Origin of the sequence: Segatella albensis DSM 11370 = JCM 12258, assembly GCF_000426565.1 — a bacterium.
Taxonomy (GTDB): Bacteria; Bacteroidota; Bacteroidia; order Bacteroidales; family Bacteroidaceae; genus Prevotella; species Prevotella albensis.
Genome location: NZ_AUFP01000001.1, coordinates 300660 through 321110, shown reverse-complemented (window position 1 = coordinate 321110; position 20451 = coordinate 300660). Strand labels below are relative to the sequence as shown.

The following is a 20451-nucleotide window of genomic DNA, read 5'->3' as shown; positions in this document are numbered from 1 at the left end:
TGATTATTTTATCTCTTTTTTATAACATCTGCGGCGCTTATGCTGGATTGTCTCCAAATATTGCCACTGGCTCTGCACCTTCTCATTGGTCTCCATCTCTACCTGAGACTCTCCCCATTCAAATCCGTATTTCTGATAGATTGGGATAAGATGAGCGAACATCAAGGCATTGGCACCCTTCTGACGATATTCTGGCAAGACTCCGATCATCTCCATATCAACAATCTTGGTCTTATGGAACTTAAGAGCACGCAACAGATGCCACCATCCTAAAGGTAACATACGACCTCTGTGACACTTTTGTACAGCCTTTGACAATGATGGCAGGGTAACACCTACACCAACGAGCTTTCTGTCTGCATTCCAGTCTTCTATCACCGGAATAAGATTCAGGTCGGCAAAAGGCAGATACATCTTGATATACTGGTCTATCTGTTTATCAGATAACTCAGAATAGCCATATAGATCCTTGAAGGTTTCGTTAATCAACTGGAATATCTTCCGACCGTATCCTTCCTTCCATATTTCATGCTTGGTAAGAATATGGACATGCAGATTGTAGCGTTTCTCTACCATCTGGGCAATCTTCACATACTTCTCAGGAACGGTCTTTGGAACTAATAGTTTGAACTCTACATAGTCATTATCTTTTACCCATCCTTCCAGCTGCTCCATGTGCTTGGAATAGTAAGGATAGTTATAAATAGTTGCAAAGGTTCCTAACTGATCGAAACCTTCTATTAACATTCCTTCTGGATCAAAGTCTGTAAAGCCCAACGGACCGACAACCTCGTTCATTCCTTTGCTGCGACCATAGTCTTCAACGGCTTTGAAGAGGGCCTTGGACACGTCTAGATCATCTACAAAATCAACCCATCCAAAACGCACGATCTTACGATCCCAGCGCTTATTAGCTTTATGATTAATGATAGCCGCAATGCGACCAACTAATTTTCCTTCTCTATAGGCTAAGAAATATTCTGCTTCGCAAAATTCAAAGGCTGCATTTTTATCTTTGCTCAACGTATTCACATCATCTGCAAATAATGATGGTACGTCATATTGATTGCCTTTGTATAAATCGTAATGAAACTCGATGAAAGTTTTAAGATCTTTCTTGGTTTCTACTTTTCTTATTTCTATCAATGACATTATCTGAGTTATTATGCTTTAAAATGCAAATTTAAAAAAAAATGAGCAAAAAGCAAAATAAAATACTATTTATCGTTGATTTAACGTGACTTCGATAGTTTGTTCGACTTTCTGCCTGAAAACAAACTGCGTGAAACGTCATCGCCATAGGGGTAAGAATTCTATGACAGTTTCTTTGTAACATATAGAATATGCCCACCATCGTTATTCGTCGTGGCAAATATATATACATCTCCCCCATCCTTGATTTTAAGACGCTTACGCAAAGTGGCAACATCCATCGGGAAATTACGAACTGTTATATTTGCTTTGGAAATGCCTACTAATGCTTTCCGTAATTCCTTTTTGTTCATTGTCGTGATAGTTTCTATAACGAATTTCCGACCTGGGAATTCCTCTACGACAGAATCTGAAACATATAAATGAGAATTCTTGCCAACAGCTGTTATGGGAAATCTCTTGGAAAGGACATCAAAACATCCGGCTTTCATAATGGAACTATTGGGCTCATATAGGTAACTGACCATATCAACCTTTTTCCAACTGCTGTCTACAACCTCTGCTTCAGTATACACAAAATCCACTTCATCATTAACACAATGAATTTCGAGTGTTTTTGTGTTTTTTGCCGACATTACCAAAAGGAGTTCTTTACATTCATTGCCTACGGATATGATATGTACCTCTATAGTGTGCTTTAATTTACGTACAGCATCATGCCAATCAAGCATTGGGGAAAGCTTTACGATAACGAAATCGGCCTTTGAGAGGAGTGTTTTTTCTATATCCAAAACATTAGGAGAACAATCTTCTATGCTAAACACTCTGGCACCATGATTATCTCGTCGAGCTGGATCCAGAAAGATGAGGTTTACTGGAGAGATTTGACGGAGATACTCAACGCCATCTGTACATACGACATGGGTATGATCTAGCTGTAAACATTTGAAATTATGTATCGCATTACGACATAGATGAGCTTGCTGCTCTACATAAGTGGCTGAATCAAATGACTGGGCTAAATAGGAAAAATCCACTCCAAAGCCTCCTGTCAGATCTACCATCGAATGCAAGTCTGTCAATAATCTGCTTACGAGAGAGGCTTTATAACGCGCTGTAGCCTCGCTAGAGCATTGTTCCATAGAAATATGAGGTGGATATACTATTCCATCGACAGAAGCCCAATATGGGAGCTTCTGAGCTGCTTTCTGCCGGCCTTCTATCTGCTCAAGAGCAAACATAAAGTCAACATCAGGGTATTTGTCTGACTTGAAAGCCAGATCTTTCACACGAGCAGAGGCGTGTTCTCTGATAAAATCCCATGTGGCAGAATTGATATCTCCTAGTTCTTTCATATTATTTGATTACTTGATAGTATTTCTTTGCTTCATCACGTGAACACAAATTAAAATGCCACCATTCTGTTGGCAAAGGTCTCCACCCTGCGTGCTTCATAACACGGCGCAGGAGTCTTCGATTTTGCCAAGCCTGCTCATTTATCTTATGCTGTGCTACAAGATACGTCTCGTTGTCAATATGCGCAGCATCGCCCATATAGTCTACCTTTGTACCCATACTGATCGTATCGCCATTCAACTTACACAGGGAGATGTCTACTGCCATTCCATAGTTGTGCATTCCTCCGCCATGGGCCGGGTTGGAAACATAATAATACTTACTGGTATTCTTAACTTTGTTCCACATCTTCTGTTGAATACTCATCGGTCGAGCTGCATCAAAGATTATCAGACTGAGATCTGGACGAATTGTTTTAAGATAGGTTTGGGCCTCTTTTAACGCTTTCGCTGCCTTGGGATGGAGATATGCTTCTTTCAGGTCGCCATATAGCACAACATTGCAGAAATTATCAGGACGACTATACATAAGACTCACAAAAATACTAGAGTCAACATCCTTAACATTGATATATCCTTGCTTATATAACGATAAGGCTGTTTTACTGAGACCTTTGAAAGCAGGAGCAACAGTCTTGCCTGATGATTTCTTATAATTTGCCTTATGATATGGTTTTTGCGCTTTGGAACTACACGAGATACATAAGATAAGAACAAACAGATAAAGTATTTTTTTCATATCGCAAAGATATAGATTTTTTGAAAGATATCAAAATATAATTCATAGAAAAGCCCTCAACTGAGAACAGTTGAGGGCTTATTTATTGTCCCCGAAAGGACGACATAATCAATTAATCAGCCAACTTAGCCTTGATGAACTCGCGATTTAAACGAGCAATATTGGCAATTGACTCATTCTTTGGACATTCTGCCTCACAAGCACGGGTATTAGTACAGTTACCAAAACCGAGTTCTTCCATCTTAGCAACCATTGCCTTAGCACGGCGTGCTGCCTCTGGACGACCCTGAGGAAGAAGTGCGAGCTGACTAACCTTAGAAGAAACAAACAGCATTGCTGATCCGTTCTTACAAGCTGCTACACAAGCACCACAACCAATACATGTAGCGCAATCCATAGCCTCGTCAGCATTTTCCTTAGGAATAAGAATCGCATTAGCATCTTGAGCCTGACCTGTACGAACTGAAGTATAACCACCAGCTGCAATAATCTTATCAAATGCAGAACGATCTACCATACAGTCCTTGATAACAGGGAAAGCTGCTGAACGCCAAGGCTCTACTGTGATAACATCACCATCCTTGAAACGGCGCATATAAAGTTGACAAGTTGTTGCACCCTGAGCAGGTCCATGTGGATGACCATTAACATATAGTGAGCACATACCACAGATACCCTCACGACAATCGTGATCGAAGACAAAAGGCTCTTTGTTGTCCTCTATCAGCTGTTCGTTTAGAATATCCAACATCTCGAGGAATGAAGTATCACCAGGGATATCCTTCATCTCAAAGGTATCAAAATGACCCTTCTCTTTAGGTCCGTTCTGACGCCATACTTTCAGTGTAAATGAAATATTTGTATCCATTTTTGAAATTCCTTTTTAAAATTACTTCTTGTAGTTACGAACCTGAACCTTAATATACTGGTAATCAAGGTTTTCCTTGAGAAGCTCAGGAGCTTTCTCGTCAGAACCTGCATACTTCCAGCAAGCTACATACATGTAGTTCTCATCATCACGCTTAGCCTCACCTTCTTCTGTCTGGCTCTCCTCACGGAAATGGCCACCACAGCTCTCGTTACGCTCTAATGCGTCATAAGCGATAAGCTCGCCCATTGTAATGAAGTCTCTCAAGTGAATAGCCTTATCAAGCTCTACATTCAAGCCTTCCTTAGCACCTGGAATACGAACATGCTCGTCGAATTCCTTGCGAAGATCCTTCAACATAGAAAGTGCCTTCTTCAAGCCTTCTGCATTACGGGCCATACCTACGTAATCCCACATGATATGATAGAGTTTCTTATGGATAGAATCTACACTCTCATCACCCTTAATATTATAGATGCGGTCAATCTCAGCCTGAACTGCCTTCTCTGCCTCCTCAAACTCAGGAAGATCTGTAGAGAAACGAGGAACCTGAATCTGATCTGCAAGATAGTTCTGCATGGTGTAAGGGATAACGAAGTAACCATCGCTAAGACCCTGCATCAAAGCTGATGCACCAAGACGGTTAGCACCATGATCAGAGAAGTTACACTCACCAAGAGCGAACAAACCTGTAATTGATGTTTCCAACTCGTAATCTACCCAAAGACCACCCATTGTATAGTGAATAGCAGGGAAAATCATCATTGGGTTGTCATGTGGATCAACATCGGTAATCTCCTGATACATATCAAAAAGGTTACCATAACGCTCATCTACACGCTGACGACCTAAGCGCTCAAATGCCTCAGAGAAGTCAAGGAATACTGCCAAGCCTGTATTGTTTACACCATAACCTGCATCTGTACGCTCCTTGGCTGCACGAGAAGCTACGTCACGAGGAACCAAGTTACCAAATGCTGGATAACGACGCTCCAAATAGTAATCGCGATCCTCTTCTGGGATATCACGACCCTTGATCTCACCACGCTGAAGTTTCTGTGCGTCCTCAAGTTTCTTAGGAACCCAGATACGACCATCGTTACGAAGTGATTCTGACATCAAGGTCAACTTACTCTGCTTATCTCCATGAACTGGAATACAGGTTGGGTGAATCTGTACAAAACATGGATTAGCAAAATATGCACCCTTACGATATGCCTGAATAGCTGCTGTACAGTTACATCCCATAGCGTTGGTAGAAAGGAAATAGGTGTTTCCGTAACCACCAGTAGCAAGACAAACTGCATGAGCAGAATAACGCTCCAACTTACCTGTTACAAGATTCTTGGCAATCACACCACGACAACGACCGTCAATAACAACAATATCCTCGATCTCTGTACGTGTATGAAGTTCTACAGTACCATTGTTTACTTCCTTCATCAAAGAAGAATAAGCACCCAAAAGAAGCTGCTGACCAGTCTGACCCTTTGCATAGAATGTACGGCTTACTTGAACACCACCAAAAGAACGGTTAGCAAGCATACCACCATATTCACGGGCAAAAGGAACACCCTGAGCAACACACTGGTCGATGATGGCTGCACTTACTTCTGCCAAACGATAAACATTTGCCTCACGAGCACGGTAGTCACCACCCTTGATTGTATCGTAGAATAGACGATATACAGCATCGCCATCATTCTGATAATTCTTAGCAGCATTTATACCACCCTGTGCTGCAATAGAGTGAGCACGACGTGGAGAATCCTGGATACAGAAATTAATTACATGGAAACCCATCTCACCAAGAGAAGCTGCAGCAGATGCACCAGCCAAACCTGTACCAACAACGATGATATCAAGTTTACGCTTGTTAGCTGGGTTTACAAGCTTCTGATGAGCTTTATAGTTAGTCCATTTCTCAGCCAAAGGGCCTTCAGGAATCTTAGAATCTATCTGTGACATAATCTTATATTCTTTAAATATTATGCTTTATACATTAAATTATTAGGCACAAAGGTTTGTAAGTCCAAAAACAAAAGCTAGAACAATTACAACAAAAGCAATCATCAAAATTGATACGTAGATCAATCCAATACACTGCCAACGCTTCAGCCAAATCTTTCCGCTTATACCAAGAGTCTGCATTGCACTCCAGAATCCATGAGAAAGATGGAACCAAATAGCAACAAGCCAAATGATATATAATACAACAAATACTGGATTTGAGAATGTCTGCTGAATCAGCTCATAACCATGTGTAGGAGGAATTGGAGTTGCAATACCTGCTAACTCTGCAAACATCATGTTGTACCAGAAATTGAATAAGTGAAGACCAAGGCCTAAAACAATGATAATACCGAGAACCAACATGTTCTGGCTAGCCCAACTTACTTCTGGACGACGACTTGTAACAGCATAACGCTCAGAGCCACGAGCACGAAGATTCTGAGCTGTCAGCATAAATGCATACACAATATGAATGCAAGCAAGTGCTGCCAATCCAATAGTGCCAATTACAGCATACCAATTAGATCCCAAAAATGCACAAACTGTGTTATAGGCATCTCCTGAGAAAAGAGCTACAGCATTCATGCACAAGTGGAATGTCAAAAATAGAATAAGGCAAATGCCGGTTAACGACATTACAACTTTTCTACCAATAGGTGAATTGATTAACCACATAAATGATTGATTTTAAAATATTTAACTGTTAGAAACTAATATCTTTTTTCTTTACAAAAGGAAATCGCATCAATAGAAAAACCTATCTTCTATATACCTCTTTTTAAGTATTATTTCTTCTCTTTTGCTGCAAAATTACTATAATTTAGTGATAAAACAAAGGGATTTCAACAAAAATTCAATTTTATTTCTTACTTTTGCGGAAAAATAAAAAGGATGGCTTTATTTCCTTTTTTAGTTAATTATTCTACAGGTTATGGAATTTTATTATGATGTAGTTGTTGTCGGCGGCGGTCATGCCGGATGCGAAGCGGCGGCGGCCTCTGCTAATATGGGGGCTAAGACTTGTCTGATAACAATGGATATGAACAAAATCGCACAGATGAGTTGTAACCCGGCAATCGGAGGTATTGCCAAGGGACAAATCGTACGAGAAATTGATGCTCTTGGTGGACAAATGGGAAAGATTACAGACCAGACTGCCATTCAATTTCGTATGCTAAACATTGGAAAAGGACCTGCTGTATGGAGTCCTAGAGCCCAATGTGATCGTGGTAAATTCATTTGGGCTTGGAGAACAGAACTTGACAACACTCCGAACCTTGATATTTGGCAAGATCAAGTAAATGAACTCATCGTCAAAGATGGAACTGCCATCGGAGTAAAAACCGTTTGGGATGTCGTATTCTATGCTAAAAGTATTGTCGTCACAGCTGGAACTTTCCTTAATGGATTAATGCATATTGGGCGAAACAAGCTTGAAGGTGGAAGATGCTCAGAGCCTGCTGTTCATAACTTTACGGAGAGTATTACACGATGGGGTATCAAATCTGCAAGAATGAAAACAGGAACTCCTGTGAGAATTGATAAGAGAAGTGTTCATTTTGAAGATATGGAAGAACAACCTGGAGATCTCGATTTCCATCAATTTTCATATATGGGTCCGCATCGTGTATTAAAGCAACTTCCTTGTTGGACAACTTACACGAATAAGGAGGTTCACGAAACCCTGAAAGGCGGACTGGCGGACTCTCCTCTTTTTAATGGTCAGATACAAAGTACAGGACCTAGATATTGCCCTTCTATCGAAACCAAACTTGTAACATTCCCAGATAAAGGCTCTCATCCTCTTTTCCTAGAACCTGAAGGCGAGGAGACTAACGAGATGTACCTGAATGGTTTCTCTTCTAGTATGCCTATGGATGTACAGCTGAATGCCATTCACAAGATTCCGGCTCTAAGAGATGCAAAAATTTACAGACCTGGCTATGCCATCGAATACGATTATTTCGACCCTACTCAACTTAAGCACTCTCTTGAATCTAAGATTCTGAAGGGCTTGTTCTTTGCAGGACAGGTAAACGGAACAACCGGATACGAAGAAGCTGGCGGACAAGGATTGGTTGCTGGTATCAATGCTGCAATACATTGCAACAATGGTAATCCTTTCGTAATGAACAGAGACGAAAGCTATATTGGCGTTTTAATCGATGATTTAACAACAAAAGGTGTTGACGAGCCATACAGAATGTTTACCTCTAGAGCCGAATACAGAATCTTATTAAGACAAGATGATGCTGACGCTCGTTTAACAGAGAAGAGCTACAACTTGGGGTTGGCAAAAAAAGACCGATATGATTGGTGGATGGAGAAAAAAGAAAATATCAATAAAATCATTGAATTCTGCAAAAATACATCCGTAAAACCGAAAGATATTAATAATCAACTGGAGAAATTAGGAACAACTCCACTTCATGGCGGTTGCAAAATCATCGACTTGATTGTCCGTCCACACATCAGTTTAAATCAATTATCTACCATTATCCCATCTTTGCACGAAGTTCTACAATCTCCAAACAACAGAAAAGAGGAAATTGCTGAAGCTGCAGAGATAAAGATGAAATACAAAGGTTACATTGATCGCGAAAATTTGGTTGCAGACAAAATGCACAGACTGGAGAGCATTAAAATCAAGGGACATTTCAAATATAGCGAAATTCTGGAGATATCAACAGAAGGCAGACAAAAGCTACAAAAAATAGATCCAGAAACACTCGGCCAGGCAAGTAGAATTCCCGGAGTTTCCCCGAGTGATATCAATGTTCTTCTTGTATTAATGGGAAGATGAGCATCCAAACACAGATATCGTTTCACGTGAAACATACGAAATGATAAATTGCTAAAAACCAATAGATTACGCATTAAAGAGAAACGTAAAACTTCGAAGAAAAGAAAGAAAAAAAACATTATATATATGAATAAGCAAATACTTTTAGACAACCTCCGTAGCATTCCAGATTGGCCAATAAAAGGAGTAAATTTTCGAGATGTTACTACCCTCTTCAAGAACTCTGAAGCTCTTAAAGAGATTAGCGACGAAATGTATGAATTATACCAAGACAAAGGTATCACCAAGATTGTAGGAATAGAAAGTAGAGGATTTGTTATGTCTTCAGCACTAGCCGTTAAATTAGGTGCTGGCGTAGTTCTTTGCAGAAAGCCCGGCAAACTTCCATGTAAAACAGTTCAAGAAAGCTATGCCAAAGAATATGGCATAGACACCATCGAAATCCACGAAGATGCCATCAACGAGAATGATATAGTTCTATTACACGATGATTTACTCGCAACTGGCGGAACAATGGAAGCTGCATGCAAATTGGTTAAGAAATTCCATCCTAAGAAAGTATATTGTAATTTCATCATCGAATTGCATAAGGAATTCCCTAATAGCAGAAAGATTTTCGAAGATAATGGAATAGAAGTAACTTCTTTACTTAAATTCTAATATCAACATACAGAAGGGGAATATAGGTGTCATACCTATATTCCTCTTTATTATTTAACGCGTTTCACGTGAAACACACATTCTCATAAATGCCTATAAACAAAGGAGAAAGCGTATGAACAAGCAAGAAAAAGAACAGTTAAATGCTTATCTAAAAAACATAGTGTTGAATATGCCAGAGAAGCCAGGAAGCTATCAATACTATGACGAGAATCATAACATTATATATGTAGGCAAAGCAAAAAATCTAAAAAAGAGAGTTTCTTCATACTTTCACAAAGAAGTAGATAGATTTAAAACAAAGGTGTTAGTATCGAAGATAAGAGACATATCATATAGCGTGGTAAACACAGAAGAGGATGCTTTGTTACTGGAAAACGCATTAATAAAGAAATATAAGCCTAAATACAATGTGCTTTTAAAAGATGGAAAAACATACCCTAGCATATGTATTACAAACGAATATTTTCCAAGAATTTTCAAGACGAGAAGCATAAATAAAAAATATGGCTCATACTATGGCCCATATCCACATATCACAGCCATGTATCAGGTATTGGAGCTCATCAAAAAAATATATAAGCCTCGGACATGCAGAATGACCATAACCAAAGAAGGCGTCAAACAAGGAAAATATAAGCCTTGTCTGGAATATCATATCCACAACTGTTATGCTCCATGCATTAATAAAATAAGCTACGAAGATTATCAAGAGAACATAAAGCAATCCCGAGAGATTCTCGAAGGTAACACGAGGAATGTCAGCAATCTTCTTTATAAGATTATGCTTAAAAATGCAGAGTTGCTCAAATTTGAAGTTGCAGAAGAAATTAAAAAGAAATACCTAATACTACAAGATTTCGTTGCCAAGAGCGAAGTTGTTAGTTTTACGATAAAAGAAGAAGATATATTCACCATCGTTGATGATGACAACAACAATAATGCTTACATCAACTATATCCATGTTAAGAACGGAACAATAAACCAGAGTTTTACTTACGAATATAAGAGAAAGCTAAATGAAAGTGATGAAGAACTACTGATAACCGCCATACCAGAGATTCGAGAAAGATTTAAGAGTACAGCCAAAGAGATACTTGTACCTTTCTATATAGACTGGAAGATCAAAGATGCCGAGTTCTTTGTACCGCAAAGAGGCGACAAAAAACATCTGTTAGACTTATCTGAAATGAATGGAAAACAATATAAATTTGATAGGCTAAAACAGGCTGAAAAACTAAATCCAGAACAGAAGCAAACAAGATTAATGAAAGAACTTCAAAACAAATTGAAGTTAAGCAAAATGCCATTCCAGATAGAGTGCTTTGACAACTCTAACATATCAGGTAAAGATGCCGTAGCAGGATGTATTGTATACAAAGGTATGAAGCCTTCCAAAAAGGATTATCGGAAATACAATATCAAAACCGTTGAAGGCCCTGATGACTATGCAAGTATGAAAGAAGTCGTGAGGAGAAGATATACAAGAATTCTGGAAGAAGGGGGAACTTTACCCGACCTTATTATAACAGATGGAGGCATTGGTCAAATGGATGTTGTAAGAGCTGTTGTTGAAGGAGAATTAGGCCTAAACATACCAATCGCCGGTCTTGCTAAAAATGATAAGCACAGAACCAATGAACTATTATATGGGTGGCCTCCACAAACTATTGGAATAGATATAAAAAGTGAACTATTCAAAGTTCTAACACAAATACAAGACGAAGTACATCGATATGCCATAACATTCCATAGAGACAAGAGAAGCAAGCATGCTCTTCATAGTGAACTTGATGATATTAAAGGGATTGGACCGAAAACGAAAGAACTTCTAATCAAGAAATTCAAGTCCGTCAAAGGTATACAAAGCGCTGGTTATCAAGATCTTACGGACACAATTGGTCCATCAAAGGCTGCTATAATCAAAGAATATTTTAAATTAAAAGTTGGAAAATAAAAATAAATAATGTACCTTTGCTAAGTTATAACATATAAAACATGAGGATTGTATTACAGCGAGTTTCAAAAGCATCAGTCACAATAAACAATACAGTTAAAAGTAAGATATCCAAAGGATTTCTGATTCTACTTGGGATAGAAAGCAGCGATACAGAAGAGGATATTAATTGGCTTGTAAAAAAAATAGTAAACCTGAGGGTGTTTGATGACGAAAATGGCATCATGAATCTTTCTATCCAGAAGGTAGACGGAGAAATACTTGTCGTAAGCCAATTTACACTCATGGCAAGTTATAAAAAAGGGAATAGACCTAGTTGGATCAGAGCTGCCTCACACGACATCTCTATTCCACTCTACGAACGCTTCTGCGAAGCACTCTCTCAAGCTATGGGTAAACAAGTATACACCGGCGAATTTGGAGCAGACATGAAAGTAGAATTACTCAACGACGGTCCCGTTACAATATGCATGGATACTAAAAATAAAGAATGATAATCCATTTTCAATTCTTCGGAAATTCCATATTATTTACATTTTGATAATCATAAAGTAATAATACATGAAAGAAATCACTATCAAGCAAGCCCAAGAAGCTGTAGACCAATGGATAAAAGAATATGGCGTTAGATATTTCTCAGAACTAACCAACATGGCTTGCCTCACAGAGGAGGTAGGAGAACTGGCAAGAATTATGGCACGAAAATATGGAGATCAAAGCTTCAAAGAAGGTGAGAAAGACAACATAGGAGAAGAAATCGCAGACATTTTCTGGGTTCTAATGTGCATAGCAAACCAAACAAATATTGACATCACGGAAGAACTAAAAAAAAGTTTTGAAAAGAAGACTAAAAGAGATTACACTCGACATAAAAACAACAAAAAATTACAAAAATAAGAATCATATGGCAAGTATCAAAGACACAGTTCTGAACGATATTGAAAACGAACAGAACAAAGGGAAAAAAGAGGAAAAAAGCAAATACGAACAGGCTCTGGATCTGTATAACACAGAAATCAATGAACAGGAAATCAAAGATGCTGTTAAGAAAATCATAACAGAAAAAGTTCCTGAGAATGACAACTTGGAAGTCAAGAAATTCCTTCTTGGTAGCGTTGAATTAACTTCACTTCATACAACCGATACAGAAGAAGAAATTCTGGCACTTACAGAGAAGGTAAACAGTTTTGACAAGGATTATCCAGACCTGCCACATGTTGCAGCAATTTGTGCCTACCCTACCTTTACAGAATTAATAGCAAAGACATTGGAGGTAGATGGAGTGGAAATAACCAACGTAACAGGCAATTTCCCTTCATCACAAAGTCGCATGGAAGTAAAAGTTGCAGAGACCTCTCTAGCTGTTGCCGATGGTGCTACAAACATAGATATTGTATTACCTGTAGGTAAATTCTTAAGTGGAGATTATGAAGGTACATGTGATGATATACATGAACTTAAGGAAGCATGCGGAGAAGTACCTATGAAGGTTATTCTGGAGACATGTGACCTAAAGAATTTAAGCAACATCAAGAAAGCAGCATTACTATCCATGTATGCAGGAGCCGACTATATCAAGACCTCTACTGGTAAGGAAAAAGCAGGAGCAACACCTGAAGGCGCATACGTAATGTGTCAAGCCATTAAGGAATACTACGATAAAACAGGCATACAGATAGGTTTTAAGCCTGCAGGAGGCATCAACACCGTAATGGACGCCATTATTCTATACACTATCGTAAAAGAGGTCCTAGGAGAAAAATGGCTAACGAACTATTGGTACAGAATGGGTACCAGCCGATTAACCAATCTTCTCTTAAGCGAGATTCTAGGTACAGAAATTAAGTATTTCTAATACTTAAACATTTCTTTCTATAACGAAATCAAGATAAGCTCGAAGAGCTGTTTTGATTTCGTTATCTTTTACATAAAGATCAAGGAAATCAATACATTCTTTATGGAAATCCCACATACGTTTATCAGCATATTCGATACCTCCATTAGCCTTTGTAAATTCAACTAATGATGCTATTTCCTTAGGACTAACTGTACGATTCTTTACCTTACGAGCAAGTTGAATCATATCAGCATTCTTTGTAGAATTCAGAGCATAGATTACAGGAAGGGTCAACTTCCCTTCTATCATATCATTTCCCGTAGGTTTACCTATCTCCTTACTATCATAATAATCGAAGATATCATCACGGATCTGGAATATAATACCAAGATTTTGTCCAAATTTCTTCGCCGCCTCAACTTCTTTTTCTGAAGCACCTGCACTTTCTGCACCAATAGCAGAACAAGCCTCAAACAAAGCCGCCGTTTTACGCTTAATAATTTGATAATAAACCTCTTCAGAAATTTCTTGATTCTGAATATTAGAAAGTTGTAGAATTTCACCATTAGATAATGTTCTACCCAACTCCGACAGATAACGTACGATAATTTCCGAATGAGTCTTAGAGACATATAATAAAGCTGTAGAAAGAATATAGTCACCTACAAGAACAGCAACTTTATTATCATAAGAAGCATTAACAGACGCTTGTCCTCTTCTTTCCAAGCTCTCATCAACAACATCATCATGCACAAGAGATGCTGTATGTAAAAGTTCCAAACCCACAGCAGCATATTGAGTAGAACTACTTATCTCACCAAAATTTCGAGCCATTAGCAGAATAAGCATAGGGCGCATACGTTTACCTGCACGTTTACGAATATGCTCTAAAGCACTAGCTAATAAGCCATTTGTATGAGAAAGAGATTGATTAAATAGATTTATAAAATCACTTAAATCATCATCTATAGGCTTTCTAATAAGAGATAAATAATCCATGCGTTTCAAATTTGATACAAAATTACTCAAAATATCGAGAAATATGCTATTTTTTTAGTAATTTTACGCAATCAAAATAAAATATTATGGATAAATTGTTTCTTTTAGACGCATATGCGCTAATTTACCGGTCATATTATGCTCTTATCAGGAATCCAAGAATCAATTCAAAAGGATTCAATACATCCGCAATTGTAGGTTTTTGCAACACATTAAACGAGATATTAACAAAAGAGAAACCTAATTATATAGGAGTCGCATTTGATCATGGAAAAACATTCCGTCACAAAGTTTTCCCTGAATATAAAGCACAAAGAGAGGAAACCCCAGAAGATATAAAAGCAGCTATACCTATTATAAAAGATATACTGAAAGCATATAAGATACCTATTCTACAAGTAGATGGCTATGAGGCTGACGATATCATCGGAACCGTAGCAACTATAACTGGAAAATTAGGTATCGAAACATATATGCTAACTCCCGATAAAGATTATGGTCAACTCGTAAAACCAAATGTTTATATGTATCGTCCACAACACGGAGGTGGGTATGAGATTTTAGGTGAAAAAGAAATCATCGAAAAATATGGTATAGGGTCATCAAAACAAGTCATCGATCTACTTGCCTTGATGGGAGATAGCGCAGACAACTATCCAGGATGTCCTGGTGTCGGCGAAAAGACTGCCACCAAATTGATTAATCAATTTGGTTCGGTCGAAGGTCTGCTTGCAAATACCGACAAGTTGAAAGGAAAAATGAAAGAAAAAGTCGAAAAGGCAACAGAAGATATCAAGATGAGCTATTTTCTCGCAACCATCAAAACAGATATCCCTTTAGAACAATTTAAAATTGATGACCTGAAAGTTGAAGAGCCTGATGAAGAAAAATTAGATAAAATCTTTACCGAATTAGAATTCAAGTCTTTCAAAAGCAAAATACTTAAAAAAAGCAAAAATAAGCAAAAAGACAATAATCAGCAACTTGATCTCTTTTCCGAATTTACGGACGATCGACAAGGAGATATCGAAAATTCAAGCTATGAGAGCCTTAAAACCACACCTCACGAATACAAACTTGTTGATAATCAGGAAGATATAAACAAACTTTATGACTTTTTATTAACAAAAGAAATTCTCAGTCTAGACACAGAGACAACATCAACCCACCCTGTTGATGCAGAATTGGTAGGTTTGAGTTTTTCCGTAGAAGAAAATAAGGCTTTCTATATTCCCATTCCATCAAAATACAAAGATGCTATAGAAATCATTAATAAGTTCAAACCTATATATGAAAATGAGAAAATTTTAAAGATTGGACAAAATATCAAATACGACTACGAAGTTCTCAAAAAATATGGAGTTGAGATAAAAGGTAAAATGTTTGATACCATGATTGCCCATTATCTTATCCAACCAGAACTCCATCATAATATGGACTACATGGCCGAGGTATATTTAAAATACCAGACTATCCATATCGAAGAACTTATAGGACCAAAAGGAAAGAATCAGAAGAATATGCGTGACCTCGACCCAAAAGAGATTTATGAATATGCTTCTGAAGATGCCGATGTCACTCTCAAACTCTATCATGTTTTAGAGCCAAAACTAAAAGAAGTGAATGCTGAGCATTTATTCTGGAACATTGAGATGCCATTAGTACCTGTATTAGCTGATATGGAATTAAACGGAGTATGCTTAGATACTGATGCTCTAAAGGAGACTTCAAAGATTTTCAACAAACGAATGGCTAAATACGAACAAGAAATCTATGAAGAAGCTGGAGAAACATTCAACATATCAAGTCCAAAACAAGTAGGCGAAATTCTGTTCGGTAAAATGAAGATCATAGAAAAACCGAAAAAGACTAAAACCGGACAGTACGTCACTTCAGAAGAAGTACTACAAACTCTTCGATCTAAAAATAAGATCGTTGATAACATACTAAACTATAGAGGATTAAAGAAGTTGTTGAATACCTATATCGACAACCTCCCTACTCTTATCAATCCCCAAACAGGTCACATACATACATCTTTCAACCAGGCATTAACAGCTACAGGAAGATTGAGTTCAAGTGATCCAAACCTCCAGAACATACCTATTCGTTCAGAAGACGGAAAAGAAATTAGAAAATGCTTTATTCCTGAATACGGATGTTTATTCTTTTCAGCAGATTACAGTCAGATAGAGCTACGCATTATGGCTCATCTCTCTGGAGATGAAAATATGATAGAGGCCTTTAAGGAAGGGTTCGACATCCATAAGACGACAGCAGCAAGAATATGGAAGAAGCCAATCGAAGAAGTTAGCGATAGCGAAAGAAAGAAGGCCAAACAAGCCAACTTTGGCATCATCTATGGTATCACAACCTACGGATTAGCACAAAGAATGGAGATTCCAAATGGAGAAGCTCGAGATTTGATTCACGACTATTTTGAGACTTTCCCAAAAGTCCATGAATATATGGAGAAAGCCAAAGAGATTGCACGCCAAAAAGGATATGCAGAAACCATCTTTGGCAGACGTCGTTATCTTGCAGACATCAACAGTCATAATGGAACCGTACGAGGATATGCCGAGCGAAATGCCATCAATGCCCCTATTCAGGGTTCCGAAGCTGATATCATCAAAGTCGCAATGATACGTATTTGGCAGCGCTTCCGCAAAGAAGGAATACAAAGTAAGATGATCCTTCAGGTTCACGACGAATTAAACTTCTCCGTATACCCTGAAGAAAAGGAAAAAGTAGAAAAGATCGTACTGGAAGAAATGCAAAACGCCTATCACCTGAATGTTCCTCTCATAGCAGATGCAGGATGGGGAAAAAACTGGCTCGAAGCACATTAACTTAGCTTTACGATTTAGGCTTCACATACGAACCATTTACTTTCAAAGGTTCTATATGAAGACTGATATGCGTACCACTCCCGAAACGATCCCGAAGCCTTTTCTCAATATTTGACGCATGCTGATGAGCCTCATATAAAGAGGTATCACCCGGCATGCGCAAATGCATTTCTATTGCAATACAGTTTCCAATACGTCGTGTTCGCAGATTATGTATTTGACTCACATAGGTATCCTCCTCTGCAATCTTCACGATTTCTGATTCCACACACGCAGGAAGACTTGCTTCCAGTAATTCTTCAAAAGCTTGTTTGATAAGACCATAAGCAGCCTTAACGATAAAGAAACTTACTATCATGGCAGCAAGTGGATCAAGAACAGCCCACTCATTACCCAACAAGATAGCACCACCAATACCGAAAACTGTTCCTATAGAAGAATAAGCATCCGAACGATGATGCCATGCATTAGCTATAACAGCTTGAGAATTAACCTTCTTCCCTACCCGATTTGTAAATTCAAACGCCCATTCTTTCAATACCACACTCACGATAGCTGCCACCAAAGCAATCATACCTGGCGAGTGCAACTGTTTGCCCTGAATAGCCCACCATATTTTGGTAACACCACTATAACAAATCATAATTCCCACTCCAAAAAGCGCAATTCCTATAATAGCGGTAGCCAAAGTTTCATATTTGCCATGCCCATAATCATGACTATCATCACTGGGTTTATTACCGAGTTTTACAAACACTAACACAATAGCATCTGTTATGAAATCCGATAACGAATGAACAGCATCAGCAATCATTGCAGCTGACCCACCTAAAACACCGGCAGTAAACTTAAAGACAAGCAATACCACATTAATAATACTACCGCCAATGGTAACTCGGAAAATACTTCTTTCCCGAGCCTTATTTTCTATAGATTCTTTCATCCTAAAAATTTTTAGTAGTTGCGAGACAAATTTCTACTGTCTCTATCATCGCAAAAACGATTATACAATGCAAATATAGAGATTATATTTGAGATTCTAATTTATTTTATGTAATTTTGCAGTCAGAATTCAAAATATTTGCTGGCCGTGAAGCTAGCTCATTTAAACGTTTAAATAAGATATGGCATTAAAATGTGGTATTGTAGGTCTCCCAAACGTGGGAAAGTCTACACTATTCAATTGTTTGTCAAGTGCAAAGGCACAGTCGGCAAACTTCCCTTTCTGTACGATAGAACCTAATCTTGGTGTTATCACCGTTCCTGATGAACGTCTCAATAAATTGGCAGAAATCGTTCATCCAGGACGAATTGTCCCTGCAACTTGCGAAATCGTCGATATTGCTGGTCTTGTAAAAGGTGCTTCCAAAGGCGAAGGTCTTGGAAATAAATTCCTCGGAAACATCCGTGAGTGTGATGCTATCATCCACGTCATCCGTTGTTTCGATGATGACAATATCGTGAGAGAAGGTGGCATGGCTGTCGACCCTATTGCCGACAAAGAAATCATCGATACCGAGCTTCAGTTGAAAGACCTTGAAACTATAGAGTCTCAACTTGCTAAGCAGCAAAAGATAGCAGCGTCTGGCAATAAGGATGCAAAGACTTTAGTTAATGTTCTCGAAGCTTATAAAGAAGTTCTAGAGCAAGGCAAGAATGCTCGTGAAGTATCTTTCGAAAGCAAAGAGGAAATTCAGGCTGCACACGATTTGTTCCTTCTTACCACCAAACCTGTATTATACGTTTGCAACGTTGATGAATCTAGTGCTAAGACTGGAAATGAATACTCTAAGAAAATCGAAGAGGTTGCAGCAAAGGAAGGTGCAGAAGCTATGATTATCGCAGCAAAGACCGAGGAAGATATCGCTTCTCTTGAAACATACGAAGACAAGAAGATGTTTCTCGACGAACTTGGACTTGAAGAAAGTGGTGTCAACCGCCTTATCAAAAAAGCCTATGCTCTTCTGAACCTCGAAACCTTCATCACCGCTGGTGAAATGGAAGTTAAGGCATGGACATACCACAAGGGGTGGAAAGCTCCTCAGTGTGCAGGTGTCATCCATACCGACTTTGAAAAGGGATTCATCCGTGCTGAAGTTATCAAATACGAAGATTATATCAAATATGGAAGCGAAGCCGCTGTCCGCGAGGCCGGAAAATTAGGCATTGAGGGCAAGGAATACGTTGTTCAGGATGGCGATATCATGCACTTCCGCTTCAATGTATAATAACTTCTTGGCGAGAGATAAACATAAATAGAATATGTTAGATATACTGAATTACATCGTATGGCAGCCTGACCCAGTATTTTTCCATATTGGGTCATATTCAGTGCGTTATTATGCTGTCTGCTGGGCTATAGGCCTTACTTTGGGTTACTTCCTCATGATGAAACTCTACAAACAACAGCAAATTCCAGACGAGAAGTTTGATCCATTGATGTTCTATATCTTCTTTGGTGCACTCATCGGTAGTCGATTAGGACATTGCCTATTCTACGAACCAGACTATTTTCTGTCAAGTGGTAAGCACCTGATAGAGATGATTGTCCCCATTCATTTCCTACCAGAAGGCGGAATCAAGATTACAGGGTATGCAGGTTTAGCTTCGCATGGTGGTGTCATTGGACTACTTATAGCTATTTGGCTCTATTGCCGCAACACAAAAGTACCAGGCTGGGTAGTTCTCGACAATATGGGTATTTGTTCCGGAATCGCCGCTGCCTTTATCCGACTTGGTAACTTGATGAATTCTGAAATTGTCGGTAAAGTTACCAATGTTCCATGGGCATTCATCTTCCTGAACGGAGAACCTTCTATAGCCCACGAGCCACGACATCCAGGACAGCTTTACGAAGCTATCATCTACGTTCTGATTTTTACCACCATTTTACTTATCTATCGCCATAAAGGTCCAAAGAGTGTGGGATCAGGACTCTATTTCGGCATCTGTCTCACCTTTATTTTCGTTGCGCGATTCTTTATAGAATATACCAAGGAAATCCAAGAGGCCTTCGAAGCAGGACTTCCTATCGATATGGGACAGATACTAAGTATTCCGCTCATCGCAATTGGTATTTGGGCGATAGTTACATCACGTCATCGCGTGACAACAATGGATTTCAAAAAATAAAAATAACTTTCTATTTATAATATCACAAAAGCGAACTCCTCTTCGAGAAGTTCGCTTTTTCTATGTGATTATCACTACCCTTCC

At 38.6% G+C, this 20451-nt stretch carries 17 protein-coding genes; 9 read left to right on the top strand and 8 right to left on the bottom strand.

Going from position 1 to position 20451, the window contains the following annotated elements:
• Positions 1 to 3: 3 nt before the first annotated feature.
• The 6 genes from K333_RS0101435 to K333_RS0101410 form a co-directional block, all read right to left on the bottom strand.
• Positions 4 to 1152 carry a hypothetical protein gene (locus tag K333_RS0101435; RefSeq protein ID WP_024990160.1) on the bottom strand — a complete coding sequence of 383 codons (1149 nt, stop codon included), beginning with the start codon at positions 1150 to 1152 and terminating at the stop codon, positions 4 to 6.
• Positions 1153 to 1313: 161 nt separating this feature from the next.
• On the bottom strand, positions 1314 to 2507 hold the full coding sequence (locus K333_RS0101430) for a class I SAM-dependent methyltransferase (protein WP_036886328.1): 1194 nt from the start codon (positions 2505 to 2507) through the stop codon (positions 1314 to 1316).
• A 1-nt stretch (position 2508) separates the two neighbouring features.
• Positions 2509 to 3246: a M15 family metallopeptidase gene (locus K333_RS0101425; protein ID WP_024990158.1), complete on the bottom strand. Its 738-nt coding sequence runs from the start codon at positions 3244 to 3246 to the stop codon at positions 2509 to 2511.
• Between the two features lie 112 nt (positions 3247 to 3358).
• Positions 3359 to 4114, bottom strand: a complete 756-nt coding sequence (locus tag K333_RS0101420; protein ID WP_024990157.1) for a succinate dehydrogenase/fumarate reductase iron-sulfur subunit — start codon at positions 4112 to 4114, stop codon at positions 3359 to 3361.
• Between the two features lie 21 nt (positions 4115 to 4135).
• Entirely contained in the window at positions 4136 to 6082 is a 1947-nt protein-coding gene (locus tag K333_RS0101415) for a fumarate reductase/succinate dehydrogenase flavoprotein subunit (RefSeq protein ID WP_024990156.1), read from the bottom strand.
• Between the two features lie 42 nt (positions 6083 to 6124).
• Complete coding sequence (locus K333_RS0101410; protein ID WP_024990155.1) at positions 6125 to 6802, bottom strand: succinate dehydrogenase cytochrome b subunit; 678 nt, start codon at positions 6800 to 6802, stop codon at positions 6125 to 6127.
• 256 nt (positions 6803 to 7058) lie between these two features.
• Between K333_RS0101410 and mnmG the strand changes: the two genes are divergently transcribed.
• From mnmG to deoC, 6 genes are all read left to right on the top strand, one after another.
• Positions 7059 to 8930: a tRNA uridine-5-carboxymethylaminomethyl(34) synthesis enzyme MnmG gene (gene mnmG, locus K333_RS0101405; protein WP_024990154.1), complete on the top strand. Its 1872-nt coding sequence runs from the start codon at positions 7059 to 7061 to the stop codon at positions 8928 to 8930.
• Positions 8931 to 9056: 126 nt separating this feature from the next.
• On the top strand, positions 9057 to 9590 hold the full coding sequence (locus tag K333_RS0101400) for an adenine phosphoribosyltransferase (RefSeq protein WP_024990153.1): 534 nt from the start codon (positions 9057 to 9059) through the stop codon (positions 9588 to 9590).
• A gap of 115 nt (positions 9591 to 9705) precedes the next feature.
• Complete coding sequence (gene uvrC, locus K333_RS0101395) at positions 9706 to 11547, top strand: excinuclease ABC subunit UvrC (RefSeq protein WP_027452244.1); 1842 nt, start codon at positions 9706 to 9708, stop codon at positions 11545 to 11547.
• A gap of 41 nt (positions 11548 to 11588) precedes the next feature.
• Positions 11589 to 12041 carry a D-aminoacyl-tRNA deacylase gene (dtd, locus tag K333_RS0101390; RefSeq protein ID WP_024990152.1) on the top strand — a complete coding sequence of 151 codons (453 nt, stop codon included), beginning with the start codon at positions 11589 to 11591 and terminating at the stop codon, positions 12039 to 12041.
• Positions 12042 to 12117: 76 nt separating this feature from the next.
• Complete coding sequence (locus K333_RS0101385; RefSeq protein ID WP_027452243.1) at positions 12118 to 12444, top strand: nucleotide pyrophosphohydrolase; 327 nt, start codon at positions 12118 to 12120, stop codon at positions 12442 to 12444.
• Positions 12445 to 12451: 7 nt separating this feature from the next.
• Positions 12452 to 13402 carry a deoxyribose-phosphate aldolase gene (deoC, locus tag K333_RS0101380; RefSeq protein ID WP_024990151.1) on the top strand — a complete coding sequence of 317 codons (951 nt, stop codon included), beginning with the start codon at positions 12452 to 12454 and terminating at the stop codon, positions 13400 to 13402.
• A gap of 3 nt (positions 13403 to 13405) precedes the next feature.
• Here deoC and K333_RS0101375 read toward each other — a convergent pair whose 3' ends face one another.
• On the bottom strand, positions 13406 to 14383 hold the full coding sequence (locus tag K333_RS0101375) for a polyprenyl synthetase family protein (protein ID WP_024990150.1): 978 nt from the start codon (positions 14381 to 14383) through the stop codon (positions 13406 to 13408).
• An 86-nt stretch (positions 14384 to 14469) separates the two neighbouring features.
• On the opposite strand from K333_RS0101375, the gene polA reads away from it, so the two are divergent.
• Positions 14470 to 17235, top strand: a complete 2766-nt coding sequence (polA, locus tag K333_RS0101370) for a DNA polymerase I (RefSeq protein ID WP_027452242.1) — start codon at positions 14470 to 14472, stop codon at positions 17233 to 17235.
• A gap of 7 nt (positions 17236 to 17242) precedes the next feature.
• Here polA and K333_RS0101365 read toward each other — a convergent pair whose 3' ends face one another.
• A complete protein-coding gene (locus tag K333_RS0101365; RefSeq protein WP_202900236.1) occupies positions 17243 to 18178 on the bottom strand; it encodes a cation diffusion facilitator family transporter in 936 nt (311 codons plus the stop codon).
• 181 nt (positions 18179 to 18359) lie between these two features.
• Between K333_RS0101365 and ychF the strand changes: the two genes are divergently transcribed.
• Together ychF and lgt are read left to right on the top strand one after the other, a co-directional pair.
• On the top strand, positions 18360 to 19463 hold the full coding sequence (gene ychF / locus K333_RS0101360) for a redox-regulated ATPase YchF (protein WP_024990148.1): 1104 nt from the start codon (positions 18360 to 18362) through the stop codon (positions 19461 to 19463).
• A gap of 34 nt (positions 19464 to 19497) precedes the next feature.
• Complete coding sequence (gene lgt, locus K333_RS0101355) at positions 19498 to 20367, top strand: prolipoprotein diacylglyceryl transferase (protein ID WP_024990147.1); 870 nt, start codon at positions 19498 to 19500, stop codon at positions 20365 to 20367.
• Positions 20368 to 20451 lie beyond the last annotated feature (84 nt).